Annotated in this window: 29 protein-coding genes; 6 read left to right on the top strand and 23 right to left on the bottom strand. The window is 28.0% G+C overall.

The window, feature by feature from the left end:
- Positions 1-4: 4 nt before the first annotated feature.
- The 13 genes from KGF48_RS11435 to KGF48_RS11375 all read right to left on the bottom strand — a co-directional run bounded on the left by KGF48_RS11435 (position 5) and on the right by KGF48_RS11375 (position 10,685).
- A complete protein-coding gene (locus KGF48_RS11435; protein ID WP_227868062.1) occupies positions 5-1,099 on the bottom strand; it encodes a helix-turn-helix domain-containing protein in 1,095 nt (364 codons plus the stop codon).
- 240 nt (positions 1,100-1,339) lie between these two features.
- Positions 1,340-1,543, bottom strand: a complete 204-nt coding sequence (locus KGF48_RS11430) for a hypothetical protein (protein ID WP_227827722.1) — start codon at positions 1,541-1,543, stop codon at positions 1,340-1,342.
- Between the two features lie 143 nt (positions 1,544-1,686).
- A complete protein-coding gene (locus KGF48_RS11425) occupies positions 1,687-1,851 on the bottom strand; it encodes a DUF2185 domain-containing protein (RefSeq protein ID WP_227840047.1) in 165 nt (54 codons plus the stop codon).
- A gap of 185 nt (positions 1,852-2,036) precedes the next feature.
- Positions 2,037-2,492: an L-serine ammonia-lyase, iron-sulfur-dependent, subunit alpha gene (locus KGF48_RS11420; RefSeq protein WP_227840046.1), complete on the bottom strand. Its 456-nt coding sequence runs from the start codon at positions 2,490-2,492 to the stop codon at positions 2,037-2,039.
- Between the two features lie 16 nt (positions 2,493-2,508).
- Complete coding sequence (locus KGF48_RS11415; RefSeq protein ID WP_227868061.1) at positions 2,509-3,816, bottom strand: M20 family metallopeptidase; 1,308 nt, start codon at positions 3,814-3,816, stop codon at positions 2,509-2,511.
- A 64-nt stretch (positions 3,817-3,880) separates the two neighbouring features.
- Positions 3,881-4,360, bottom strand: coding sequence for an L-2-amino-thiazoline-4-carboxylic acid hydrolase (locus tag KGF48_RS11410; RefSeq protein ID WP_227868060.1), 480 nt, complete (start codon positions 4,358-4,360; stop codon positions 3,881-3,883).
- Positions 4,361-4,406: 46 nt separating this feature from the next.
- Positions 4,407-5,270 carry a PTS system mannose/fructose/sorbose family transporter subunit IID gene (locus tag KGF48_RS11405; RefSeq protein WP_227827727.1) on the bottom strand — a complete coding sequence of 288 codons (864 nt, stop codon included), beginning with the start codon at positions 5,268-5,270 and terminating at the stop codon, positions 4,407-4,409.
- Positions 5,270-6,025, bottom strand: a complete 756-nt coding sequence (locus tag KGF48_RS11400; RefSeq protein ID WP_227827728.1) for a PTS mannose/fructose/sorbose/N-acetylgalactosamine transporter subunit IIC — start codon at positions 6,023-6,025, stop codon at positions 5,270-5,272. The genes KGF48_RS11405 and KGF48_RS11400 overlap by 1 nt, the downstream gene beginning before the upstream one ends.
- A 26-nt stretch (positions 6,026-6,051) precedes the next feature.
- Entirely contained in the window at positions 6,052-6,540 is a 489-nt protein-coding gene (locus KGF48_RS11395) for a PTS system mannose/fructose/N-acetylgalactosamine-transporter subunit IIB (RefSeq protein ID WP_227827729.1), read from the bottom strand.
- A gap of 17 nt (positions 6,541-6,557) precedes the next feature.
- Complete coding sequence (locus KGF48_RS11390) at positions 6,558-6,959, bottom strand: PTS sugar transporter subunit IIA (protein ID WP_227827730.1); 402 nt, start codon at positions 6,957-6,959, stop codon at positions 6,558-6,560.
- Positions 6,960-6,961: 2 nt separating this feature from the next.
- Complete coding sequence (locus KGF48_RS11385) at positions 6,962-7,459, bottom strand: PTS sugar transporter subunit IIB (protein ID WP_227842622.1); 498 nt, start codon at positions 7,457-7,459, stop codon at positions 6,962-6,964.
- 23 nt (positions 7,460-7,482) lie between these two features.
- A complete protein-coding gene (locus KGF48_RS11380; RefSeq protein WP_227827732.1) occupies positions 7,483-7,887 on the bottom strand; it encodes a PTS sugar transporter subunit IIA in 405 nt (134 codons plus the stop codon).
- Positions 7,888-8,117: 230 nt separating this feature from the next.
- A complete protein-coding gene (locus KGF48_RS11375) occupies positions 8,118-10,685 on the bottom strand; it encodes a sigma 54-interacting transcriptional regulator (RefSeq protein WP_227868059.1) in 2,568 nt (855 codons plus the stop codon).
- Positions 10,686-10,850: 165 nt separating this feature from the next.
- Between KGF48_RS11375 and KGF48_RS11370 the strand changes: the two genes are divergently transcribed.
- Both KGF48_RS11370 and KGF48_RS11365 read left to right on the top strand, forming a co-directional pair.
- Positions 10,851-11,594, top strand: a complete 744-nt coding sequence (locus KGF48_RS11370; protein ID WP_227840040.1) for a PHP domain-containing protein — start codon at positions 10,851-10,853, stop codon at positions 11,592-11,594.
- A 75-nt stretch (positions 11,595-11,669) separates the two neighbouring features.
- Entirely contained in the window at positions 11,670-11,966 is a 297-nt protein-coding gene (locus KGF48_RS11365) for a hypothetical protein (RefSeq protein WP_227868058.1), read from the top strand.
- 524 nt (positions 11,967-12,490) lie between these two features.
- Here KGF48_RS11365 and KGF48_RS11360 read toward each other — a convergent pair.
- Positions 12,491-12,709 carry a hypothetical protein gene (locus tag KGF48_RS11360; RefSeq protein WP_227827736.1) on the bottom strand — a complete coding sequence of 73 codons (219 nt, stop codon included), beginning with the start codon at positions 12,707-12,709 and terminating at the stop codon, positions 12,491-12,493.
- Between the two features lie 21 nt (positions 12,710-12,730).
- Positions 12,731-12,850: a helix-turn-helix transcriptional regulator gene (locus tag KGF48_RS11355; RefSeq protein ID WP_227827737.1), complete on the bottom strand. Its 120-nt coding sequence runs from the start codon at positions 12,848-12,850 to the stop codon at positions 12,731-12,733.
- A gap of 213 nt (positions 12,851-13,063) precedes the next feature.
- On the opposite strand from KGF48_RS11355, the gene KGF48_RS11350 reads away from it, so the two are divergent.
- Together KGF48_RS11350 and KGF48_RS11345 are read left to right on the top strand one after the other, a co-directional pair.
- On the top strand, positions 13,064-13,375 hold the full coding sequence (locus KGF48_RS11350) for a DUF6442 family protein (RefSeq protein WP_227840039.1): 312 nt from the start codon (positions 13,064-13,066) through the stop codon (positions 13,373-13,375).
- A 4-nt stretch (positions 13,376-13,379) separates the two neighbouring features.
- Complete coding sequence (locus KGF48_RS11345; RefSeq protein ID WP_227827739.1) at positions 13,380-13,589, top strand: helix-turn-helix transcriptional regulator; 210 nt, start codon at positions 13,380-13,382, stop codon at positions 13,587-13,589.
- A 408-nt stretch (positions 13,590-13,997) separates the two neighbouring features.
- On the opposite strand, the gene KGF48_RS11340 is transcribed toward KGF48_RS11345, so the two are convergent.
- Together KGF48_RS11340 and KGF48_RS11335 are read right to left on the bottom strand one after the other, a co-directional pair.
- Positions 13,998-14,204: a hypothetical protein gene (locus KGF48_RS11340; RefSeq protein WP_227840038.1), complete on the bottom strand. Its 207-nt coding sequence runs from the start codon at positions 14,202-14,204 to the stop codon at positions 13,998-14,000.
- 413 nt (positions 14,205-14,617) lie between these two features.
- Complete coding sequence (locus KGF48_RS11335; protein WP_227840037.1) at positions 14,618-15,013, bottom strand: pyridoxamine 5'-phosphate oxidase family protein; 396 nt, start codon at positions 15,011-15,013, stop codon at positions 14,618-14,620.
- Between the two features lie 141 nt (positions 15,014-15,154).
- On the opposite strand from KGF48_RS11335, the gene KGF48_RS11330 reads away from it, so the two are divergent.
- Positions 15,155-15,547, top strand: a complete 393-nt coding sequence (locus tag KGF48_RS11330) for a winged helix-turn-helix transcriptional regulator (RefSeq protein WP_227827742.1) — start codon at positions 15,155-15,157, stop codon at positions 15,545-15,547.
- 96 nt (positions 15,548-15,643) lie between these two features.
- Here the strand turns inward: KGF48_RS11330 and KGF48_RS11325 are convergent, their stop codons facing one another.
- Complete coding sequence (locus KGF48_RS11325; RefSeq protein ID WP_227840036.1) at positions 15,644-16,612, bottom strand: aldo/keto reductase; 969 nt, start codon at positions 16,610-16,612, stop codon at positions 15,644-15,646.
- 285 nt (positions 16,613-16,897) lie between these two features.
- On the opposite strand from KGF48_RS11325, the gene KGF48_RS11320 reads away from it, so the two are divergent.
- Positions 16,898-17,506, top strand: a complete 609-nt coding sequence (locus tag KGF48_RS11320) for a TetR/AcrR family transcriptional regulator (protein WP_227840035.1) — start codon at positions 16,898-16,900, stop codon at positions 17,504-17,506.
- A 128-nt stretch (positions 17,507-17,634) separates the two neighbouring features.
- Here KGF48_RS11320 and KGF48_RS11315 read toward each other — a convergent pair whose 3' ends face one another.
- From KGF48_RS11315 to htpG, 5 genes are all read right to left on the bottom strand, one after another.
- Positions 17,635-18,051: a DUF3788 domain-containing protein gene (locus KGF48_RS11315; protein ID WP_227827745.1), complete on the bottom strand. Its 417-nt coding sequence runs from the start codon at positions 18,049-18,051 to the stop codon at positions 17,635-17,637.
- A gap of 17 nt (positions 18,052-18,068) precedes the next feature.
- Positions 18,069-18,977, bottom strand: a complete 909-nt coding sequence (locus tag KGF48_RS11310; protein WP_227840034.1) for an AraC family transcriptional regulator — start codon at positions 18,975-18,977, stop codon at positions 18,069-18,071.
- A gap of 181 nt (positions 18,978-19,158) precedes the next feature.
- Positions 19,159-20,181 (bottom strand): spore photoproduct lyase, encoded by a 1,023-nt coding sequence (gene splB / locus KGF48_RS11305; protein WP_227840033.1) that lies wholly within the window; start codon positions 20,179-20,181, stop codon positions 19,159-19,161.
- 211 nt (positions 20,182-20,392) lie between these two features.
- Positions 20,393-21,523 carry an iron-containing alcohol dehydrogenase gene (locus KGF48_RS11300; protein WP_227868057.1) on the bottom strand — a complete coding sequence of 377 codons (1,131 nt, stop codon included), beginning with the start codon at positions 21,521-21,523 and terminating at the stop codon, positions 20,393-20,395.
- Between the two features lie 307 nt (positions 21,524-21,830).
- Entirely contained in the window at positions 21,831-23,771 is a 1,941-nt protein-coding gene (gene htpG, locus KGF48_RS11295) for a molecular chaperone HtpG (protein ID WP_227840062.1), read from the bottom strand.
- Positions 23,772-23,834 lie beyond the last annotated feature (63 nt).

Raw genomic sequence — 23,834 nt, 5'->3', positions numbered from 1 at the left:
AATCTTATTCCTCCAATAAAGATAATTTTTCTATAAGAAATCTGTATTCTTTGTTCTCATTTAATACAGAGAACATAGAATTATTCTTAATAGCCGCAACAATACCTGCCTTTACAATTGTATCATCACGTGTAATACCTGTTCCAATCTCAGAAATCCAGCCATCGATATGATTAAAAAAGTCATCACTATGTAGCATAATTGGATATATATCACTTATTGCCAAATCTACATATCTTTGTAACGACTTAATAGCTCCTTTAGTATTTCCATGTATTAAATTCATTTGTATCTGGGTCAAATATACAGAAAACATAACACCGGGAGATAATGCATTAAGGTCAAAAGTATCTGAAATTATTAAAATACGTCTTTCTATTTCTTTAATTTGTGATTTATCTGAGTTTTGCAGAAGTCCCACTAAATCTTGAACTAATAACGTAAGATTCTGATATGCTCCAATCTGTAACGTTTCATTAGCTTCATTAGTTTGACCATTCATCATTTGTCCCTGTGCAAGAAGTATGCTTTCATTTACCATGGGAAAATTGCTATCTTGAAATAAATCAATAACTTCTCTAGGTTGATTTAACAAGATATAACAAGTTGCCTCCATACCTTTTGACTGACGACAAATTTCTATATCATCACTTGTTTCTCGTATTCGAATAAAAATTTCTAATGCTTCACTAATTAATAGTTCACGTTTTTCTTCATCTACAAGGTCATAATGATTAATTATCAAAATCCCCATCTGATAAATCAAAGGAAAGCATGAATAATATTTTTTTATGGTTTCTCTTATTTCATCCATAACTTCGTCAAATGGTTTAACAGTAAAATCTTTACACAATCGCTGATATAGTTTATTAATATCTTCCTTAATCATTTGTGGTTCGTAGCAAATTAATTCATCAACTGTAATGTTGAAATATGTCGCGAGTTGTGGCAAAAAAGTGATATCAGGATAGCTTTGCCCAGTTTCCCATTTAGACACAGAAGCTTTAGAGATACCTATATAATTTGCAAGTTCATCTTGTGTAATTCCTTTTTCTTTACGCTTTAAAATCAGTGTTTTTGCAATGTTTAATTCATTCATATCAACGCCTCCTTTGTATAATTATATCCTTAAATCCATAAACCTAACAAGCGATTTGAAGTTGACTTTTGATGAAAAAATCAACCATAGAGAAACAAATAAGCAGGTATCTTAGATACCTGCTTAAATATATTTTTAAACATAATTTACATAATTTATTTATTATTCCAATTTTATCCGCATCATTATACAAAACCACAGATGAATATATCCAAATATAGTTTTTATTTATCATGTTTTTTAAACGTCTTGTATAAAATATCTTTTAATATAACCAATAATATATTTGTTTTCATATCCATATTTTCCATATTCACATTGCAACATATATTTAGGATTGATGTGTAAAATATCTTTTATGCCAACAGCAACAGCAAGCCTTGTCTGTGAAACACAATACTTTTCAATTTTTTCATTTAATTCTTTTATAAAGTTATTATTCATATTTATTCCTCCAATCATAACAGGCAACTATCATGTATTGATAATTGCCTGTTATATAAAAATCTATAAAAGAAAAGCAGTCAATCATTTAGACTAACTGCTTGTACATACATCATATTAAATTGTATAAACTATAATTTTTATTATTGTTCATGGATAAAGATTTCTTTTAAACCATCATCAATTTCAAAGTTATTGCTATCTATTCTTATATATGCACTTCCAACATCTGCATGTAAGTATGGAATAATATCTTTATCATAGTTAAAAATTATATTGATTGCGAACACATATACAACCTTCTCCATTTGGCTCATTCCACTCAATTAACTTTTCGACCTTAACTTTTATAAAATCATCTTTTTTAATAATTTCATACTTATTTCCTCTATAACTTCTAATTTATGTGAAATGTCATAATTTCATGTCACACCTATAAAAATCGCTGTACCCTGTATAAATACAAGAGATTTCGTACTTTATTAACAATTTTCTATGTATCTTTTGCCTCCTTGTTATCAGTATTTGCAAGTCCTTCTTTTACTAACTTTGCTATACTCTTTATTGTCTCTTCAACATCATCAAATACTATTCCATCTTTAGATGATGGAATAGTATTTGATGATGTTGAACATTGTATAGTTGCAGTAGCTATCTTTAATACACAGCTTGTTTTTGCTCTATCACAAATTAATCCTGATAAATCAGCTAACATGTTATTAATTGCTCTCTTTATATTTTCCAACGTCCCCCCTTGTAAATATGTCATTCCACAACAAGCTCCTGTAGCCTCTGCAATACCTGCTCCACCAAGTGTAGCTGCTATTTCTATTCCTATTTTCCCAGTTCCAGGTATACCTATCCCTAATGCATTCTTAATTATGTTTGCACTTAAATAAAGTTGAATTTGTTTTATCTCTCTTTTTAAGATATCTATATATTTGCACATAAGATCTCTTCTCCTTTTACAATTCTAATAGTTTTATTAAAGCCAAGGTATATATCTCCATATTCTTTCGTATATGCTCTATTGGTACTCTTTCATCTGCTCCATGACCGCCAGTTTTATACGCTAAGAACTTAGGTCCAAACGCCACCATATCTTTAAACCAACTTGCATATGTGCCACCACCCATAGCAATTGTATATCCATTTTCATCTGTTACTTCTTCATAGGCTTCTAATAACTTTTTAAGTACTAAATTACTCTCATCCACATAATGTAAGTCTTTATGAGCAATAACTTTTACTTTCCAACCATTACAAAAAAACTTTTTGAATCTATCTATTATATTGTTTAAAACTATATTTTTACCATGCCTTATATCTAGTTCACATATGATTTTTTCCTCATTCATTTTTAATATTCCTAAATTTAAAGTAGTGCTTTTGAATACCTCATCATATTGATTAATTCCCAATGCATCTCCATAATAGTCACTACAAAGGTATTTTGAAACTAATTCTATATCTTCTCTATACTGAAAATCCATATTATCTTCAACTATCTTTATTATCATTTTAGATATAGCATTTTCTCCCTTTTCAGGATTACTTGCATGCGCAGCTACTCCTTTAGTAGTTAACTCTGAAATAATTCCATTAATAATTTTTGCAGTACAATGAGACGGAACAACATTTTCTTTAGTTCCTCCCCTTACTATTATGTAAGGTTTGCTTTTATCAATTTTAATCTCTTTTTCTATCCTTATATGAACTCTTCCTTTTTCTCCATTAACCACTGGATACATCGCATCTGGAGTAAATCCCATACTTGGAATTTCTTCATCTTTATCTAAATAATATTTGATACACTCCATACCTGTTTCCTCATTTGTCCCAAAAATTAATCTTATTCTTTTATTAATTGTAGGGTACGTATCCTCTATGTTTTTCAATACATGTATAAGCATAGATACAGCCCCCTTATTATCTATGGCACCTCTTCCATAAATAATATTGTCAATTACTGCTCCCGAAAATGGTTCTACACTCCACCCATCTCCTGGTGGAACTACATCTAAATGCATTGGAATTCCTATTAATTCTTCTCCTTCCCCAATTTCTGCATATCCAATATAATTATCAATATTTTTAACGCTAAAACCCAAACTAGCACAGTAATCTAAAGTTTTCTCTAAAGATTTTTTAGGTCCTATACCAAAAGGACATTGTGAAATAGGTTCACCTTGTTGTGTATCAATTTTTATTAATTCTTTTAGGAATTCCACTGTTCTATTTAAACTATTATCTACACTTCTGCTTATATCCATAAATCAACCTACTTTCTGTCTTTTTAAAGCCTGTCCTTAAAGAACAGGCTTTTAGCATTAAAAACTATTTTCTTGTGAATACTAATTCGCAAACTTCATCATCATGAGCACATTTTTGAGCAAACTCTAATCTAACACCTTGTGCACAATCAACTCTTCCATAATCACCGTAGCAAGCTAATCTACAAATTTCTTTTCTTTCTTCTTTAGTTAATCCATATTCTTTCCAAGCAGCATCTAATGGACAGTGATGGAATTTTAAAATTCCATTCTCATCTGTATTTTCTACTAATTCCATTTCAAAAACTTTTTGTCCTTTACTGTTATATAACATTTCTGCCATTTTTCCTGGAGTATCTGCTACGCTATATTTTTGACCTCTCATTTTACCAAATCCATATATTGCTTCTTTACATATATCATCTTGATTAACTCCTAATTTTTCAGCTTCTTTCATAAGAAGATAGAACCATACTGCTCTTTCTCCTGTTGCTCCTCTAATTCCTTCTAAATATTCCTTTTCTGTATACATTTTTTCTGACATTTCTTTCTCCTCCTAAAATTAAATTCTATATTTTAACCATTGTAAATTAGAATATTCCAATGAATGATCCTACTAATGCTACTACAACTAAAATTACTAATAACTTAGTTATTGTCCACTTCTTGTATTTCATTCCCCAATACACGAAGAATACAACACCAAGTGGTAATAAACCTGGAGCAATCATGTTTAATGTATCTTGAACAACAATTGCTTTACCACCAATATCAAATGATAATGGAGTTGAAAGCTTAACTGTAGTTGCAGATAATGCTCCCATCATAAACATTCCTAGAATTGAAGCACCATCAATTATCTTATTGACAATACCACCTGATAGAATTTTCTTAATTGAATCTCTACCTAAAGAATATCCTAAATGGAATAAGTAATAACCTTCGCAAAATAGTAATATACTAAACATTATTGGGAAAAATGCACCTATAACACTTCCTTCTGCTCCAAACGAAGCACCTAAAGCTAAGAATATTGTTTGAAATGTACCAAAATCTAAAGTATCTCCAATTCCAGCCAAAGGTCCCATAAGCCCATTCTTAACACCTGAAATAACTTCTCCTGGGATTTTTCCTTCAGTAGCTTTCTCTTCTTCCATAGCTAAAACTGTACCATGAATTAACCCTCCCCATATAGCTTGAGTATTAAAAAATTGTAAGTGCCTCTTTAACGCATCTATTAAATCTTCTTTTTTCTTATATAACTTTTCTAAAGCCGGAGTGAAACTTGCACAAACTGCTAATGCTTGCATTCTTTCAAAAGAGTTAGATAATTCTGCTGTCCACCACCATCTTAGATATGTTTTTGTTACATCTTTCTTCGTAAGTACTCTTATCTTATTAACTTCAGTTGTACCTTGCTCATCTTTAGCTTCTTTATTTTTTATTTCTTGCATTATACTTCACCCACCCTTTTATCTTCTTTCATAAATGTAACTAAAAGAGCTATACAAACACCAAATATTGCAGCTGCAGTAATTGATATTTCAAAATATTGAACCATAAAAAATCCTATAATAAACATTGGTAAAAATTTATTTTTACCTATAGTAAATATTGTTGTTGCAAAACCTAATGCAGGTAATATACCACCCATTACTGTTAATCCATTCATTAACCATTGTGGTATAACATCTAATAATGATTGAACTAAATCTGCTCCAAAAAAGTTACATACAAAAACTATTGGAAATCTTAAAACAAACCCAAATATTAAAGAATAAAGTGTTGCACATCTCCAGATACCTTTTGTATTACCTTCTTCGGCATACTTATCTGCCTTATGAACTAATACAGCATTACCAGTTCTTCTTAAGTTATTAACTAATACTCCTATGACACCTAAAGGTACCGCAATAGATACTGCAACTTCTGCATTAACACCAGTTTGAAGTGCTACTGGTATTGCAATAAGAGCAGCTAAACATTTATCTGATGGAATATTTCCTCCTGCTGCTACCATTCCTAGATAAACCATTTCTATACTTGCACCAACAATCATACCAGTTGTTACATCGCCCCAAAGTAATCCAAGGCTAAAACCTATAAATAAAGGGGACTTTAGTGTTGAGAAAAGGGTATACCCTGCAAGACCTGCTGCAAACCAATACCATAATCCTGTTACAATTGCCAACATCAAAACAGATTCCATTTATAATTCCTCCTAATTTATAATTTTTATTTAAACTTCTTTAAGGCATTTTCATATGTCATAGATGATTCCTCTGGTATAACTTGTAGAACTATTTCAACCCCATCTTCATTAAGTTCATTTAGTTGTTCTACATCTTCATTTCCTAATGAAACAGCTGTAAATACCATCTTCTTTCCTGCTTCATTTGGAATACCTCCTAATTGAATCTTTTCATATTTAAGTCCAGCCTTATACGCCTTATTTGCCATATCAACGTTCTTAAATAGAATAAATATATTTTTATCTCCTAAAATATTGTTTTGGAATGCTTGTCCTGCATCTTCTGCTGTTAAAATAGCTACTTCTACTCCTGATGGCGCTGCCATTCTATATACATCAGCCATAAATTCATCTTGACCTAAGAAGTCATCAACTATTACTATTTTTTGAGCTTGAGCGATTTTCACCCATTTTGTTATAACTTGTCCATGAATTAATCTGTGATCTACTCTTACTAATGTTATTTTTGCCATTATATCCACCTCATAATTTATATTTTTTTAAATTCTTTAATTAAATCCACACAAAGGTTATTATTTTTTTTGACGATTCTTTCTGGTAATGTATGTACTTTATCTTCTTTGCTTAATTCTTCATCTACGATTAAAATTGTCTGTAAGCTAAGTCCATTTATTGCATCTATCCCTCTTCTTATAGCAACAGCTATTGCAACACTTGACGTAGATCCCCCATACAGATCTGATATTATAATTTTCACATCCTCTTTATCTACTACTTCTTCAACCTCTTTCATGAATACAGAAATATCTTTTTCAGAGCTTAGTGATAAAACTTCGTATTGATTTGACAATCCAAAATTTTTATTTGCTTCTTCTACTAATACCTTTCCCCACGTTCCATGGCAGAGTATGATTACCTTATATTTATTCATTGCTAAACAAACTCTCCTTTATAGCGATTAATACTTTGATTTAATTCTACTTCTTCCTCATCAGGTACCATTTGAATTGATACATTAATATTTTTTTTAATAAATTCATCTATTAAAAGAAACTCTTTTTTATTAATGTATACATTTTGAGATATTTTCTTTTTTCCTATCCCTGTAGGTATTCTTCCAATAATAAGTTTTTTAATATCAATTCCTTCTTCTCTCATTCTATTTGCAGTATCTAAGTTTTTAATTAATACAAAAACGTTATCATCAGCTTGGTTATTATAAAAATACCTCCTTGATTCACTTACAGTTAATATTGATAAATCAATATTCTTTGGTGCTGCCATTTTTATCAAACCTTTGGCAATAACATCATTGGTTGTTTCATCATCTACTACTACTATTTTTTTAACACCTAGATGCTTAACCCATTTATATATCACTTGACCATGTATTAATCTATCATCACATCTGCAATATTTTACTAAAGACATTTTTAATCGAACTCCTTTTTCTATTACATTGAGCTAAGAACTTTATTAATATGGTTTATACCAGTTTTCCCCGCTTCAATGCATGTCTCTGCTAACTCTTCTAAACTTTTTCCCTCTCTATTAATTAAAGCTTCAAGTAGCATTGGAAGATTTACTCCAGTAAGTGCATGAAACTTTCCACCTTTTTTAAGGTTTAAACTTGCTACATTACTTGGTGAACCTCCTAATAGGTCAGCTAATACTAAAACTCCGTCACCTTCATCTAATTCATTTAACTTTTCTACAAAATTTCTATTTAAGTCTTCAATATTATCATTCCTATTTAGTTTAATTGCTGCTGTTCTTTCTGCTGGTCCTGCAATAAGTTCACAGCTTTTTATAATTTCTTCACTAAAACTCCCATGAGTCATAACTATTATCCCAATCACCAATCTCACCTCACTTTTCTTGTCACTTTTTATATAAGCAATTGCCATGCCAACTTATGTGTATCAATAACAAATGGCTATTTTACAGGATTTAATCAAATCTTTTTACTTAATTTATAAAAAAAACTTACTCTTTCAATATGTATCAAAATCTTTTTCAAACCTGTATCAAATCTGTATCAAAAAGAAGTAAAAAAAAGATAGCCTTTTGGCTATATTTAAGTTTTGTATCAACTTTTGAATTTATCTGTATCATACTGTGATTCAAATATATCTAATATATTTGCATATTCCATATCTGAAATGATTATATCGAATGTCTCTTCTACAAGCTTAAAACTTTCTTTTATAACTAAATATAATGCTTTACTTCTACTAATTCTTTCTTCATATGATTTATAAACTAAAGACTCTTTTATTATTACTCTTTCAATCATACATGAACAATGAAATATAAACTTTACTAAAAGCTCATCTTGAATTACTAAAGAATAATGTTCGCTAATTCTATTAATTACTTCTTTTAATATAAAATAAGCCTTTTCCCCATTTAAAAAAGTCAAAGTTTTACTAATATTATCAATTAGTAATCTATCAAAATATCTACCACCATTATCTTTTTCAGCATATGTAATTTCCATATCTCCATAATGTTTCTTTATAGATTCTATAATATTAAAATATAATTTCTCTAATGTCATTTCCGGAGTTAGGGCCTTTCTAGTTGCTTCTATTACAATAGGTGTACTTACCATATCTATTGCTTTTACTTCTTTTCCAGTAGCATCATGAATAACTTTAGCAAATGTTAAAATAGATCCCATATCAGTTAGAATTAAAATTCCCTTTCCTTTGTCAATTTCATTGGCTATTTCTACAGCTTGGACTAAAATATCCTGAACTCTATCCTCTAATCCCATATTGATTGCCACTGCATGGTTACAATCCAGTAAAGTATTAGCTACATTCACCATGCTAGATGCCGTAGATTCACCATGCATTATAACTAATATTGCTATACTCTCCTCATTTAATCCCACATAAGATAAATAAAGAAACGTTGCTAAAAAAATTGCTTCATCTTCTGGAAACTCAACTCCATACATTAATGACATGTTAGATAATATTTCTTTTGCTATGTTATATTCATATGCTCTTTCCTTCATAATTTCATCTTTATTAGGATGCTTTACTATGTTCCCAATCTTTATTCTTTCAATTAAATTCTGAATATGTAAGGCTATAGCTTTTATTAATTTATCTAATCCTTCTCTTTTGCTCCATTTATCATGATTTTGTAAAATATGCTTCACAGTAGTTGCAATTGAATCATTAACAATATTGTTATAAGCTGTTTGATTACTACTATTATATATAAAAGTATTCATTAAATTATAGGAATACTTCTGTATATCTTCATCTATAACGCTTCTAATTTGTGACTCTTTAATACCTTCTTGTTGAAGTTTATTCCAAGTTTCTTTTATCATTCCATAGAAATCTAAATCATATTTTTTATTTTCTATTAATAAATTTTCACTTTCAAAATTCTTTCCTTCTGGTAAAAAAATAATATCATCTTTCCCAATAAAACTGAAGTTTTGTACAAACTCCTCTTTTCTATTATTTCCATATAATGATTCTCTAATATTGTTTGGTAGAAGAGAGAGTCTTACATATACACATTCCCTTTTATAGGTCATATAATCTAAAAAAGCTCTTGCACAAATTAATTGTATGTCGCTTTTTAATTGTCCTATATTTCCCTTACACTTATATAAAATAAATGCCTTAATAACTTCTTTTGAAACCTTTAACTTAACACCAATCCTAATACTTTCTTCTTTAAAAAAATAACATATAAGCTTCATTCTCTCTTGAAAGCCTCTTTCCTCTAAAGACGGAATCTTTATAGTTACAGGTATTCTTCTTAAAAACGTTTCCAACATTGCTACCTCTGGATCTTCTGTAGTAGCTGCAATTATCATAATCCTACACTCATGTACCTTATTAGCCTCTCCTAACCTTCTATATATACCTTTATCCATAAGTAGAAATAGCATTTCTTGTCCCTCTGCAGATAACCTATGAACTTCATCTAAAAACAATATTCCATTATTAGCTTCATGTACAATACCATACTTATCTTTATCAGCTCCAGTAAATGCTCCTTTTACATATCCAAAAAGCTGTGCTAATAATAATTGCTGATTATCAGAATAATCAGCACAGTTAAATATGATAAATGGTGCATTATCACTATCTTCTTTTATAGTTAAACTATACTTATACATATATTCTGCAAATATAGATTTACCAACTCCTGTAGGTCCTATTATTAATGTACTCAACCCCTTAGGTGGATATATTACTGCTGCTTTAGCTTGCTCTATTTGAGACTTTAAACTTCCATCACATCCTACTAAATTAAAAATATTGTTCTCTTTTTTTATACCCTCTACAATATACTCATCTTTGATAGCATCATTTTCACTATATTCGTTTATAGAGTTAATATTATCAAATATCCCTTTATTTAGTTTCTTTCCTAAAATACTCTCAATACTTTCTTTATATAAGTACTGAACAGGTTTTCCCTTTATCTTTATAATAATACTTTCCTTTATTAATTGATTTAATTCCTTACTAGCATTACTTCTATTTATACCTACTTCAGTAGCAATATACTCTGCATCAAATCCAAATCTAATGCCATTATTAAGATTCAAGTGTTCTTCTGTTAACCTTTTCAAGCAAATTAAAACTTTTTCTTTCCTTGATAGCTTCTTTTGTATCATAGTTAACCTCCCATATAAGCAGTAATACTGTTAAATATTTATTATTAAGCTTAATTCTACAATATTTTAATATTTTTGTCTAATTGTGTAACTATTGATTTTATTTCCTATTCGTTTTATAATATAAATTACGTTACCCTCATCTTTTATAGAGGAGGAATTTATATGAATTTTTTATCAGATTTACACACCCACTCTATAGTCAGTGGTCATGGCTATAGTACTTTGTTAGAAAATATTAATTATTGTAAAGAAAATGGAATTAAGATACTAGGTACATCTGAACATGGTCCTAAGATGCCTGGTTCTCCCCACAAATGGTACTTTCACAACATTCAAAATATCCCAAGAATCATAAATAACATTATAATCTTAAGAGGATGTGAAGCAAATATACTAGACACTGAAGGAAACATAGATCTAGAGTCCTTTGTCATTCCTCGATTGGATTATCTTATCTTGTCATTTCACGAAGCCGTTTTTTCACCAAATACATTAGAGAATAATACTAAAGCCTTAATAAATGCAATAAATAAGCATGATAATATTGAAATATTAGGCCACCTTGGAAACCCAAACTACCCAATCGACTATGAATTAATCATTAAATTAGCCATGGAAAAGAATATCTTAATAGAAATAAATAATTGTTCTATCAAAGGCGTGTCAAGAAATGGTAGCTCGGATAATTGTAAGTATATTGCTACACTTTGCAAAAAATATGGTGCTAAAATCATACTAACTTCAGATGCTCACATTTGTTTTGATATAGGTAACTATGAGTATTCTGAGAATATCTTAAAAGAAATTAATTTTCCAGATGAATTAATAATGAATTATCCTAAAAAACTTATTAATCATTTTCACCAAAAAGGTAAATTACTAGATGTTGATTATACAAATATTTGAGTAATAATACATGCTTGCTTTAACTCTTATAAAAATCTTAATACTATTTATATTATATGAAATGAGGATATTATAATGAATAGGCTATTTAATAAACTAATAAATGAGGATATTTCTAATAAAATATATATTATTGGTATTGACGGTTTAGGAGGGTCAGGTAAAAGTACACTTGCTAATTCACTAAAATTATTGCAAAATTTGAATTATCCTTCTTACATCTTACACATTTATTATTTTATACATCCTAAGTTTATTAGGTATAATAATTCTAAAGAAGAGTGGTATTATTATTACAATATCCAATGGAGATATGATTATTTACTAAATGAAATTTTAGTTCCTGTAAAAAATGGAGATAAAATATTATAAAGAAAATGATAGATATATAGGTAATTTAGAAGATATAAAATGTAAATAGGAAAATAGGTACTTCCCCGCTGAAGAAAAATATACCTTGGAATATTATCCTATTGAAAATGCCAATCTCATATTAACTACAAATAGACTATAATTTACATATTTGTCTACTTTTTATGTATTTACAAAAAAGGTACTATACTATTAATGTTTTAGTATAGTACCTTAAGTGAATATTTATAGTGTAAATTAAAATTCTTCATCTATATCACAAGTAATTATTTACTATTACAAATCTATTGTATAGACTTTACTCTAAATTAATTTGAATTCTTTTATTCTCTTTATAAGTTCTTTAAATCTTGGATTATCTTTTATAGCATCAAATGATTCATTTCCTTCAAATAAAAGATTAATATTATATTTCATATGCTCATTTGTTTAATAACTTTTTCCATATCTCTATCTGATATTTCAATATCTTCATTAGATAAGATTAAATCATAATTTATTAGTCCCACTACTATTTTACCTCACTATTGATACATTAGAATGCGCAATTCATAATTAATATTCTTTGATAGTTTTTTAGAGAATCTTACATTTTTAAATTTAGATTCAAGTACATTACTTTGCTGTTGGTGCTCATACTGAAATTCATCATATTGATTTCTTAACCATATGTACTTCTTATAAAGTTCTTCTACTTGTTTGTTTAATTTCATTATTGGTTTAGCAAGCAGGTATGCATACATTGTTTTTTATCTTTAACTAGGTTATACTCCTAATTCCCACTTACTAATAGTTTGCCTAGATACATTTAGTCTTTCAGCCAACAATTCTTGATAATAATTATATTTCTTTCTTAGTTTTATAATCTTGTCTCCTAAATTCATATATTAAACTCCTTTCAAGTTAAAAGTAATTATATTTCAATTATAAAGTATTAAACTCAGCTGTTCTACAAAGCAGAGTTTGAAATATATTTTAAAGAGATAAATCTGGTGAATTTATGCCAAGTTTTATTGTCAAATATATTGACAAGTAGACTTGGCATGATATAATGAAAATACCAAGTAAACTTGGCATCTAAATAGGAGGTGTCTTATATGAATAAAGAAGAAATTTTAAGTAAAAGTCGTCAATCTAATAAAGATGAAGGATTAGAGTATATTGAAAATAAGGGTAGAAAAGTAGGGTATTCAATTTTCACATGTGTATTCTGCTTTATTGTAATATTTAACACCTTTATTGGGCAAAAAAGTGATGCAGTATCTGCTTTATTTTGGACATTTGGATTTGCTGAAAATATAGCAAAATACCAATTTACACATGAGAAAAAGAATTTAGTTTTTGCTTTTGGTTTCTTAATTCTGACAATCTTCTCATTGACAAATTTTATTTTATCATCATTGAGGTAAGCATATGAATGAAGAATTGATATTAAAAAATCGCTTAAAAATAGCAAGAACAGAGAAAAAATTATCCCAAAGCCAACTGGCAGAAATGGTTGGAGTATCAAGAAATACAATTAGTTCAATAGAAACAGGTCAGTTTAATCCAACAGCAAAGTTAGCACTTATTTTATGTATTGCTCTAGATAAAAAATTTGAAGATTTATTTTACTTTGAGTAAATCTTCATGTAATCATAAAATATTAGAGAATGTATAGAACTCTATATTTTATTTATATAATTTAAAATAAAAAGATTTCAATAAATAAAACAAACTATTCTTTAATTACACTTAATATTGCATCCAGTGTTTATATATTTATTATTTAAATGTTAAAAGTGAAAACCTTAGAAGATTTTTGCATTATATAAAATCAAAATAAATAGCCAAATTAAAATATATAACATACTTAGAATGACAGTAATAGAAATTATAACTTTTTTAATAGGTACAATTTTATACCTTATGGTATAAAACTAAAAAATCATCAACTAAAAATAAAGTAAGTCTTATTATAAGACTTACTTTATTTTTAGTTATATATGATAGTCAATACAAACTATCTTATTCTATGTAATTATTAACACCTTAATCAATTTTATTAAAAATAATCGTCTTCTCTTTTAAAGAAATTTTTCCAACTTGATATCCATATTCATTTAATTCTTTTTTATATTTCAAAAAAGAATGATCTATCTCTATTCCAGCAATATTTTTTATTTCTTCAAAAGTTAATTTAAATGATGAAGTACCATTTTTCTCAACATATTCCCACAAAGAACTATATTTACTCACTTTATATCACTCTTTTTAAAATTATATCTTATCTATTAATTTATATTCTATCACTATTAATTTATAAAGTCATGCTACTTATTATTTATATACAAAAATATATAAATAATAAGTAATAATTTTTTATAATCATCATATTTTCTTCATATTAAATAAAAATTACTTGCAATCATTTACAGTTAAAATATTTTTAAAAGGAATTACACTCCATCATAAAATAAACTTTAATTATTCTTATTTTTGTTATGAAATTATTCAAAACAATATGTAATTGTTGGAATATAAATCTAATAACTAAAAATTTTTACACATTTACTGCTTAAAAATCTTTTTATTGTCTTTAGGTTTAAATTTCTAATATATTAGTAGTAACATTTTCTTAACTTTCATCATGAATGTTGATTCAGCTATAATTAAAGTTCTATATCAACTTTTTTACCACTCATTGAACAGCAACTAATTTTTGCATTATCAATAGAGAATATTTCAAATTTGCCATCTCCTACAGAGTACATTTTACTTAGGCTTGGCATTATTTCAAGTGCTTTAGCTTGTGTTTCTTTTGATGTAACAAATACTGCTTCACCTAAAATACGTAAGGTATTAAATTTTTGGTCGATACAGCAAATTTCAACCTTTGGATTAAAAATAAGTTGCTTAAACATATTTTTTTGGTTAGATGTACAAAATGTCAGTTTTCCATCGTACTCCATAACGAATCCAAGAGGACGTACATGTGCTTGATTACTTTCATCAATTGTTGCTAAATAATAAACTCCTGCTTTGTTTAAAAAATCTAATGCTTTCATAATTATTACACCCCTTTTAAATAGTTGTATTAAGGATTATCCTTTGATATAATTTTAATATAAAATAAGAAAAAAACAAGTATGCAGTTTTTTCTGATAAAGTATAAAAAAGATACTATTGAAATTGAGGAGTGAATTAAAATGAGTTTAGATAATAAAAATAATATAACTGAAAATGATGAAGAATTAACTTGTCCAATACGTTATGCATTAGATATTGTTGGTGGAAAATGGAAATTACCTATTATATGTATGTTAGCAGTTGATAATCCAATTAGGTATAGTAGTATAAAAAGAAAACTAGATGGAATTACAAATACTATGCTAGCTCAATCATTAAAAGATTTAGAGTCTGATGGTATTGTTCATCGCAAACAATACAATGAAATTCCTCCAAAAGTTGAATATACATTAACGGATAAGGGTAAAAGTATTGTACCTATTTTGCGACAATTTGCTAATTGGGGTGCTATCAATATGCAGGAAAAAAACACATGTGGACTTAACTGTAGGGAATGCAGAAAAATAACTTAAATTGATATTTGCTGAATAACTTATACTATAGTTTGTTTATTGGATTATTTAATGGAATGTAAAAAGCCACTCTTTTAAAGGGTGGCTTATGAGAACTTATTTAACTACTTTACCATTCTTAAATTTCATGTTAGGAAAACTTGCACCTAAAATTTCATTCTCATTTATAGCATTTTCTATTCTTCTAATGTCTTCATCACTTAGTTTAATATCTTTGGCTTTTAAGGAATCCCTTAGTGTCACTCTTCTTGATGCCCCAACTAAAGTTATGATATCATCTCCTTTTGATAATACCCATGCAAGAGCTATTTGTGGAATAGTAGTTTCTTTTTCATTTGCTATTTCTCTTATATTTTCTACTAGTCCAAGGTTTTTGTCTATATTTTCATCAAAAAACAAAGGTATCATAGAGTTATATCTTTGACCATTAGCTTTTGACCAAACTCCACTTAAAAGTCCATGAGCAAGAGCACCAAAAGCAACAACCCCTATCTCTAATTCTCTAGCAGTTGGTAATATATTTTTTTCTATTTCTCTATTGAAAAGAGAATATTCAGATTCTATAAGGCTTATCGGATGAACTTTATTAGCTCTTCTTAAAGTTTCATCATCAACTTGAGTGATGCCTATATACTTTATATACCCTTCTTTTACTAGGTCAGAAATAGCTCCAATAGTTTCCTCTACAGGTATAGCTAAATCTATTCTAGCTGTTTGATAAAGGTCTATGTAATCTAAATTTAATCTCTTAAGAGTTTGAGCTACATGACTTTTTATGTTAAAAGGATTAACATCAAGACCATACATTTGACCATTAGGTGCAACAAGAGCTCCAGTTTTTACAGATACAAAAGCATCATCTCTTTTTCTGCCTTTAAGAGCTTCACCTATTATCATTTCACTTTGCCCTGCACCATAAAAGTCAGCTGTATTTAACATATTTATACCACTATCTAAAGCTTCATGAATTGTAGCTATATTTTCAGATTTATTATCAAGCTTTATCATTCCTCCACAACCTAGTCCAAGTTTATAAAGTTCAAAATTATTATTTTTATATTTCATTTTATAACCTCCCAATATTAAATTTAATGTACTTTTAAAGTAATACAAGATTAATCAAAGCATAGGATAATATAAAATACTTCTTCCTCTTCATCAACTTTTATGTAAATAATATCTTAGTCTTTATAGATTTTAGATTTATAATATAAAACCAAAATCTTTAATTTATCTATCCCAGAATGACTTAAATATTTTTAGTACATTTGTACTATATTTGACATTGTAGTACTAATGTACTAAAATGTCAAATAAAAGTTATTATAAATTTTTATTGGAGGATTCAATATGGCAAAACAAACAAAAGTGGATATTTTAATTAAAGCTCGTGATTTATTTAATGAATATGGCTACAATAATGTATCTATGAGAAATGTTGCTGATGCTTTAGGAATGAGTGTTGGGAACTTAACATATTATTTTAAAAAAAAGGAAGATTTAATTGAGGAAGTAGTTGCATACAAACATAAAAATTATAAGAAAATAGATATCCCTGAGTCCTTAAAAGATTTAAATGAGCTATTTTTAAATTCATTGAGTATTCAAAATGAAAATGCATATTATTTTAAGCACTATGACCAACTATCTCAAATAAGCCCTAAAATATATAAATTTCAACTTGACTTCATAAAAGAACTTAAAGAATTCTTGAAAGAAAGTTTTCTTAATTTACAAAATTCTAATTTAATTCAAGAATGTACAATTCCTAATCAGATAGAAAATATTATTGAATGTATTTTAACAATACTTATATATAAACCCGTTGGCACTAAAGAACTTGATGAACATGATAGTATAAAAAACACTCTAAACTGTTTATGGAGCATTATTTTTATGTTTCTTACTGATAAAGGAAAAAGTATATATTTAAACTCTATCTCAAATCAATTTCAATAATAATTGATAAACATAAGTTATATAATATCATGAAAAATTGAAATACAAAAGCTTCTCAAATTCATACAAGCTATTAAAAGTTAATATATAAAAACAGGATGAGTATATAAGTCGCCCTGTTTTATATATTAAACTCTAAATTTAATAAGCTCAAGTGTGTCATTTAATGTCGACATACTATCTATTTGAATCATTAACCACTTACTTCCATTAAAAAATTTTATCTCATTGTACAATTGTTTTATATAATCACAACAAGTATTAATAAATAAGTCAACTTCTACTCTATTACTTTCATTTACAATGACTAAAGCTTTGAAAGAACCTTCTTGAGGATATAAAGTACATAATGACTTTCCTCTTTTTTTGTATTTTACATTCCAACCTCTTTGCATTGAACATTTACTATACTCAAGTTTTGGTTCCACATTATAGGTTGAACTTAACACACTATTTAGCTTGTCCCATAATGGACTATTAATAAATTCTTTAATTTGTTCAAGTGTTGGTTTATTATCTTGGAAAAATGTATCTTGCCAATCCATATTTACCATCCTTTCCCCTATTTAATAGGAACTGGAACAATCCAATGTTCCAGATATGCTACTTCAGATGTAGATGGATAATACATTTCAATTGCAAAATCAGTTGTTGTTAGATTATGTTTCTTCATCCATCTTTCCATAAATTTGTCAGCTTTAAAAACAGCTGAGTCAACTAACTCATCAAAATTTTCTGCTTCAAACCCACATACTAAATACTCTCTAGCAGGTAACTCAAAAGAACTATATCCTTCTACTGATGTACCTGGCTCTACTTCTACTCCTGCCATATAAATACAATTTCCTTCTTTTGCATTACCCATATAAAGAGCACCAAAATCATTTCCACCTGGAATTTGATTTGGTATATTATTTTTTTGGCTACCAAATTTCATCCATAATTCCTTTGCTATTGCAATGCCTGTTGTTTCGCCACCCATTAGTTGGCAAATAGGTATTTCTCCTTCAAGGCCAACAAAAGTTCTTGGTTTACTTAATTTTTTACGATTTACTTCAATTACTATACCATCTGTAATCAATGGTACACCTTCATCCACCATGACATAATTTAAAATTAACTCTGGCTTAACAAATTGATTGAGTTTTACTGGATTTGCTCTATACTTTTCTGGAGTTAATCCATATGCTTTTTTAAAGGAACGTGTAAATGTTTCATGGCTATCAAATCCAAAATTTAAAGCTACATCAAGTATACGATTCTTATGTTCTACTAAGTATTCAGAAGCTTTTGCAAGACGACGAAGTTTTATATACTCCATTACAGTCTTATTTACTAATCTTTTAAATAGTCTTTGATAGTAAAATGGTGATAAATTTGCTTTATTTGCTAATTCATTGATTGATATTTCTTCTGATAAGTTTGCCTCTATTAAATCTAATGTAATTTGAATAGATTCCCATGCATGCATATCATAACTCCTCCTGATATTTTTATTAATCCTATATTTTTATATTATCAAAACTTAAAAAAATGGTCTTGATAGACAGTGCCTTTTTTATTTTCTCATATGACAGTACTAAATCCTATCACTTTATTATAAACATAGAATATATAAAAATAAAATATAGCAAATCTTTAGATAAGATTTGCTATATTATATATTTTATTAAGCTATTTTTAAATACTTCATTGATTTCCTTATGAAAGAACTCTTTCATATCATCTAATTGCTCTTTAGTATATACATATTTTCCATATCCAAATTGACCATATTTAAACTTTCTATTATCATTTTCCATTGGCAATAATGTGTCTGGATAAATTTCTAATATTCTATTCTTTGCTTTAGTTGTATATCTATGTGATATAACTTCAAATATAATTTTTCTATCAAAATCTTTTGGAAGAGCTTCTTTTATGCTTCTAATCAGACTTCTATATTCCTCTTTCCAACCTTCATATAAAAACACAGGAGCTATTATAAATCCAATCTGATATCCAGCTTTTGCAAGTTTTACGGCTGATTCTATTCTTTTATTTGCAGAAGCTGTATAATGTTCATGCCCATCTATAATTCTAGGTGTATTTATGCTAAATCTTATCTCTGTATGATTATTATGCTCAGCATCCAACAAGCTATCTATATCACTGTATTTAGTAACAAATCTAAATCTTCCCTTTTCTTCTTTTCCAAAAAACTCTATTGTCTTTTTCAGTGAATTAGTATATGGTTCTACTGGAACAGGGTCTGATGTAGCTGCTCCTTCAAATATAGTTACCTGTGGTTTTCTATCTTCAATATATTTCTTTGTTTGTTCAAGTATTTCATCTACATTTACAAACACTCTTATAAATGGCTTATCACCTAACTGTGTATTTAGATAACAATATTCACATCTTCCCATACACCCACTGACAAGTGGCAATTGATAGTTAGCAGAAGGTTTACATGTTTGAAACTTTAGACTTTTTCTAATCCCAACTACCATGGTTTGTTTTCCATTTCTATACTGTTCATATAGATTTTCTCCTGGGATATGTTCCTTAATCCTATTTGATGATATATTAATTATTTCTACATCTTTTTTATCCTTAAATTTATCGTATATGTTTTTCCCAATATTTGTATCTAGGGTGCCTTTTTCAAATATTATTCTTTTAGGATTAAACATTTATCTCACCTCTACTTAAAGTTTTTAAAATGAAGATTTTTATAAAATATTACTTAGTTAATCTTCCCTTTTTTAAGTTCCTTTATTTATCAGAAAGTAAAATAAACATTTGAGATAAATTTATTTTTTTGCATTAACTAATTATAAGTTTATTTACTTATAACAACCAACACAACCAATTTTTATCTAAAATTTAATCTATAAATCTAATTTACAAAGATTTATAGTATATTTCTCTTATTTGTTCCTTATTAAAAGTCTTTGGATGTCTCTTAATATTTGCAGCAGATATTTTCATACAATTATCAGTTAACCAATCAATATCTGATTTTACAATACCTAGGTCACTTAGTTTTATATCTAAATCTATCTTTTTAAGGAAATTTTTGATTGCATCTGAACAGTCTTCTGCACAAGTTCCGCCCAATATTTTTGATATATTTCCAAACCTTTCAATATCACTATCCCATGAACTTTCTATAATAGTTGGAGTTAAAGCTGCAAGTCCTTTTCCATGCATTACATCTCTAAGACCACTTACAGGGTGCTCCATACCATGTTGAAGAGTTGTTCCAGCTGTACCAATTGTCATCCCACCAATAGTACTTGCAAGTGTTATTCTCTCCCAAGCTTCTAAATTATCAGAATTATTGTATACATTTACTAAGCTTTCTGATATAAGTTCAATCCCATAGATAGCCTGTACATCTGCAAGAGGATTTCTTCCATTCGAAAGATATGCTTCTATGTTGTGAGCAAGTGCATCAAATCCAACTGATGCAATTATATGTTTTGGCATTGTTACCATAAGCTCTGGGTCAATTATTGAGGCTTTTGCATACATGCTATTCTTTTTTATAGATTTTTTATCTTTAGTATCTGAATTTGTAAGCACTGCAAAACAATTCCCTTCACTACCTGTGCCTGATGTTGTTGGGACTAAAACTATAGGTAGGGCTTCTTCACCTTGTTTAATTCCAAATATGTAATCATTCAAATCTCCTGGATTTTTATAAGAAAAAGCTATACTTTTAGCTGCATCCATTATACTTCCTCCACCAAGGCCTAAAACACAATCACAACCAGTTTCTTTTATAGCTTCTACTCCTGCATATATAGTAGTTATAAGAGGATTTTGCTCTACTCTATCAAAAACTTCATATTCTACTTTAGCACCTTTTAGCAAATCTATTGTCTTATCAAGTAACCCTGTTTTCTTTGTACTGTTTTTACCAGTTACAATTAATACTTTTTTACCATATTTGGATACTTCTATACCTACATCATTAATTCTCCCTCTTCCAAATAAAATATTTACTGGCAAACTATAATTAAAATTCATGCTAAAACCTCCTATTTTTCTACTTTAGTAACGACTTTATTTTTTAATAAAAGTGTAATTATGTATTGAAACATAATTTATAAAATAATCTTTTACTTAATTATATGTATTATCTTCTTTCATATCAAGTTAACTCTATTTAATCAAATATATTTCTTGTTAAAGTACAGTTAACTGTTTAAAACTTAACTAAAAATTATAAAAACAAAAAAGAGTTACCTAAAGATAATTTCAATCATCTTAAGATAACTCTTCTCATTGTTCTATTTTACAAATTTTTAAAACTTTATTTTTCTATATTTTAAGTCTATAGTTCTATTAACATATTCATAAGTTTATTACTTCTTTGTACAAATGAATCTAATTCTCCTGGCTTTAATTCTTTATTAGAAAGTAAAGCTAAATCAGCTATTTGATTACATATAAGTGCTACTTTATCTTTCTTTTCTTCATCATTTTTAAGAGAAACTAATTTTTTGATAATCGGGCTGTTTTCATTTATTACAAGAGTCTTTTCTTCCTCAAAACTCATTCCTAAATCCATTCCAGCAAATCTTGACTGCATTTCTGCCATTCTAATAGATTGTTCAGATACTAAAATCATAGCTGGAGTTTCTTCGTTTTTTAATCCTTCTACAGAATAATTTTTTACTCTTTCTCCAACAGCTTCTTTAAATAATCCTTCTATCTTGGCTATCTCTTCTTTATTTTCTTCACTATCTTTATTTTCATTTTTGTCTTTTAATACATCAGAAAGGTCTGCATCTATCCTGTTAAATTTAACACCATTTTCTTTGTATTCCATAAATGAAATAAAATGAGTGTCTATTGATGAATTTAATACCACAGCATTTAGGTCATAGTCCTTAAATAGTTTAATATATTGTGATTGTTGCTCTTTATCACTTACATAGAATACTTTATTTTCATGTTTTTCTTTACATTTTTCTAAGTAATCTTGAAGTGTTATATACTCGTCATCAATAGTTTTAAATAATATACATTCTTTCACCTTTTCATAGAAGCTATCATCTTTTAAACAACCATATTTAATAAATATTTGTATATCATCCCAGAACTTGTTATATTCTTCCCTTTGATTTTTACAAAGAGATTTTAACTTATCTGCTACTTTTTTAATTATATGTTTAGAAATTTTACTTACATCTCTATCATTTTGTAAAAAGCTTCTTGATACATTTAGTGGTAAATCTGGGCAGTCTATTACACCTTTTAATAAAAGTAAAAACTCTGGTATAACTTCTTTTATGTTGTCAGCTACAAAGACCTGATTGTTATATAATTTTACTTTTCCTTCTGTCAATTCAAATTCATTTTTTAATTTAGGGAAATAAAGTATACCCTTTAAATTGAAAGGATAATCAACATTTAGATGTATCCAAAATAAAGGTTCATCAAATACATTGAATACTTTTCTATAAAACTCTTTATACTCATCATCAGTACAATCCTTTGGAGATTTAAGCCATAAAGGATTAGTATCATTTAAGGGTTCAATTACCTTTGCATCTATAACTTCTTCTTCTTTTCCATCTTCTTTTTGCTTTTTAGCTTTTTCTTCAGCTTCCTTAGCTTCTCTTTCTAATCTTTCAACATCTTCTAAATATATCTCTACTGGTAGGAAAGAACAGTATTTATTTATTACTCCTCTTACAGTAAATTCATCTAAAAATTCCTTACTATCATCATCAATAAATAGTGTTATAGTAGTTCCTCTGTCATGTCTACTATCTGATTCAGATATTTCATATTCTGTACCACCTTCAGATATCCATCTTACAGGAGTTGCTCCTTCCACATATGAAAGTGTATCTATTTGTACTTTTTTAGACACCATAAATGCAGAATAAAACCCTAACCCAAAATGACCTATTATGTCATTTGACTCTTCCATTTTATCCTTATATTTATTAAAGAAATCTTCTGCACCTGAAAAGGCAACTTGGTTTATGTATTTTTTTATTTCTTCCTCAGTCATACCTATTCCATTATCAATAAATTTAAGTGTACCCTCACCCTTGTTTACAGATACAGTAATTTTATAATCTGATGGATTATTTTCTGATATTTCTCCTAATGATACAAGTCTTTTGTATTTACTTACTGCATCACATGCATTACTGATAAGCTCTCTTATAAATATGTCCTTATCAGAATATAACCATTTTTTAATTATAGGAAAAATATTTTCTGTATGAATTGAAATACTTCCTTTTTCAAACTCCATTTTTATCCCTCCTCATTTTATAATTATTATTTTAAATTTTTTAAAATAGTATGTCAATATATT

The sequence above is a fragment of the Clostridioides sp. ZZV15-6388 genome, from assembly GCF_020657755.1.
In the GTDB taxonomy this organism is placed as follows: Bacteria; Bacillota; Clostridia; order Peptostreptococcales; family Peptostreptococcaceae; genus Clostridioides.
The sequence above is the reverse complement of the archived record's forward strand: the minus strand, read 5'-3'. Positions and strand labels throughout refer to the sequence as shown.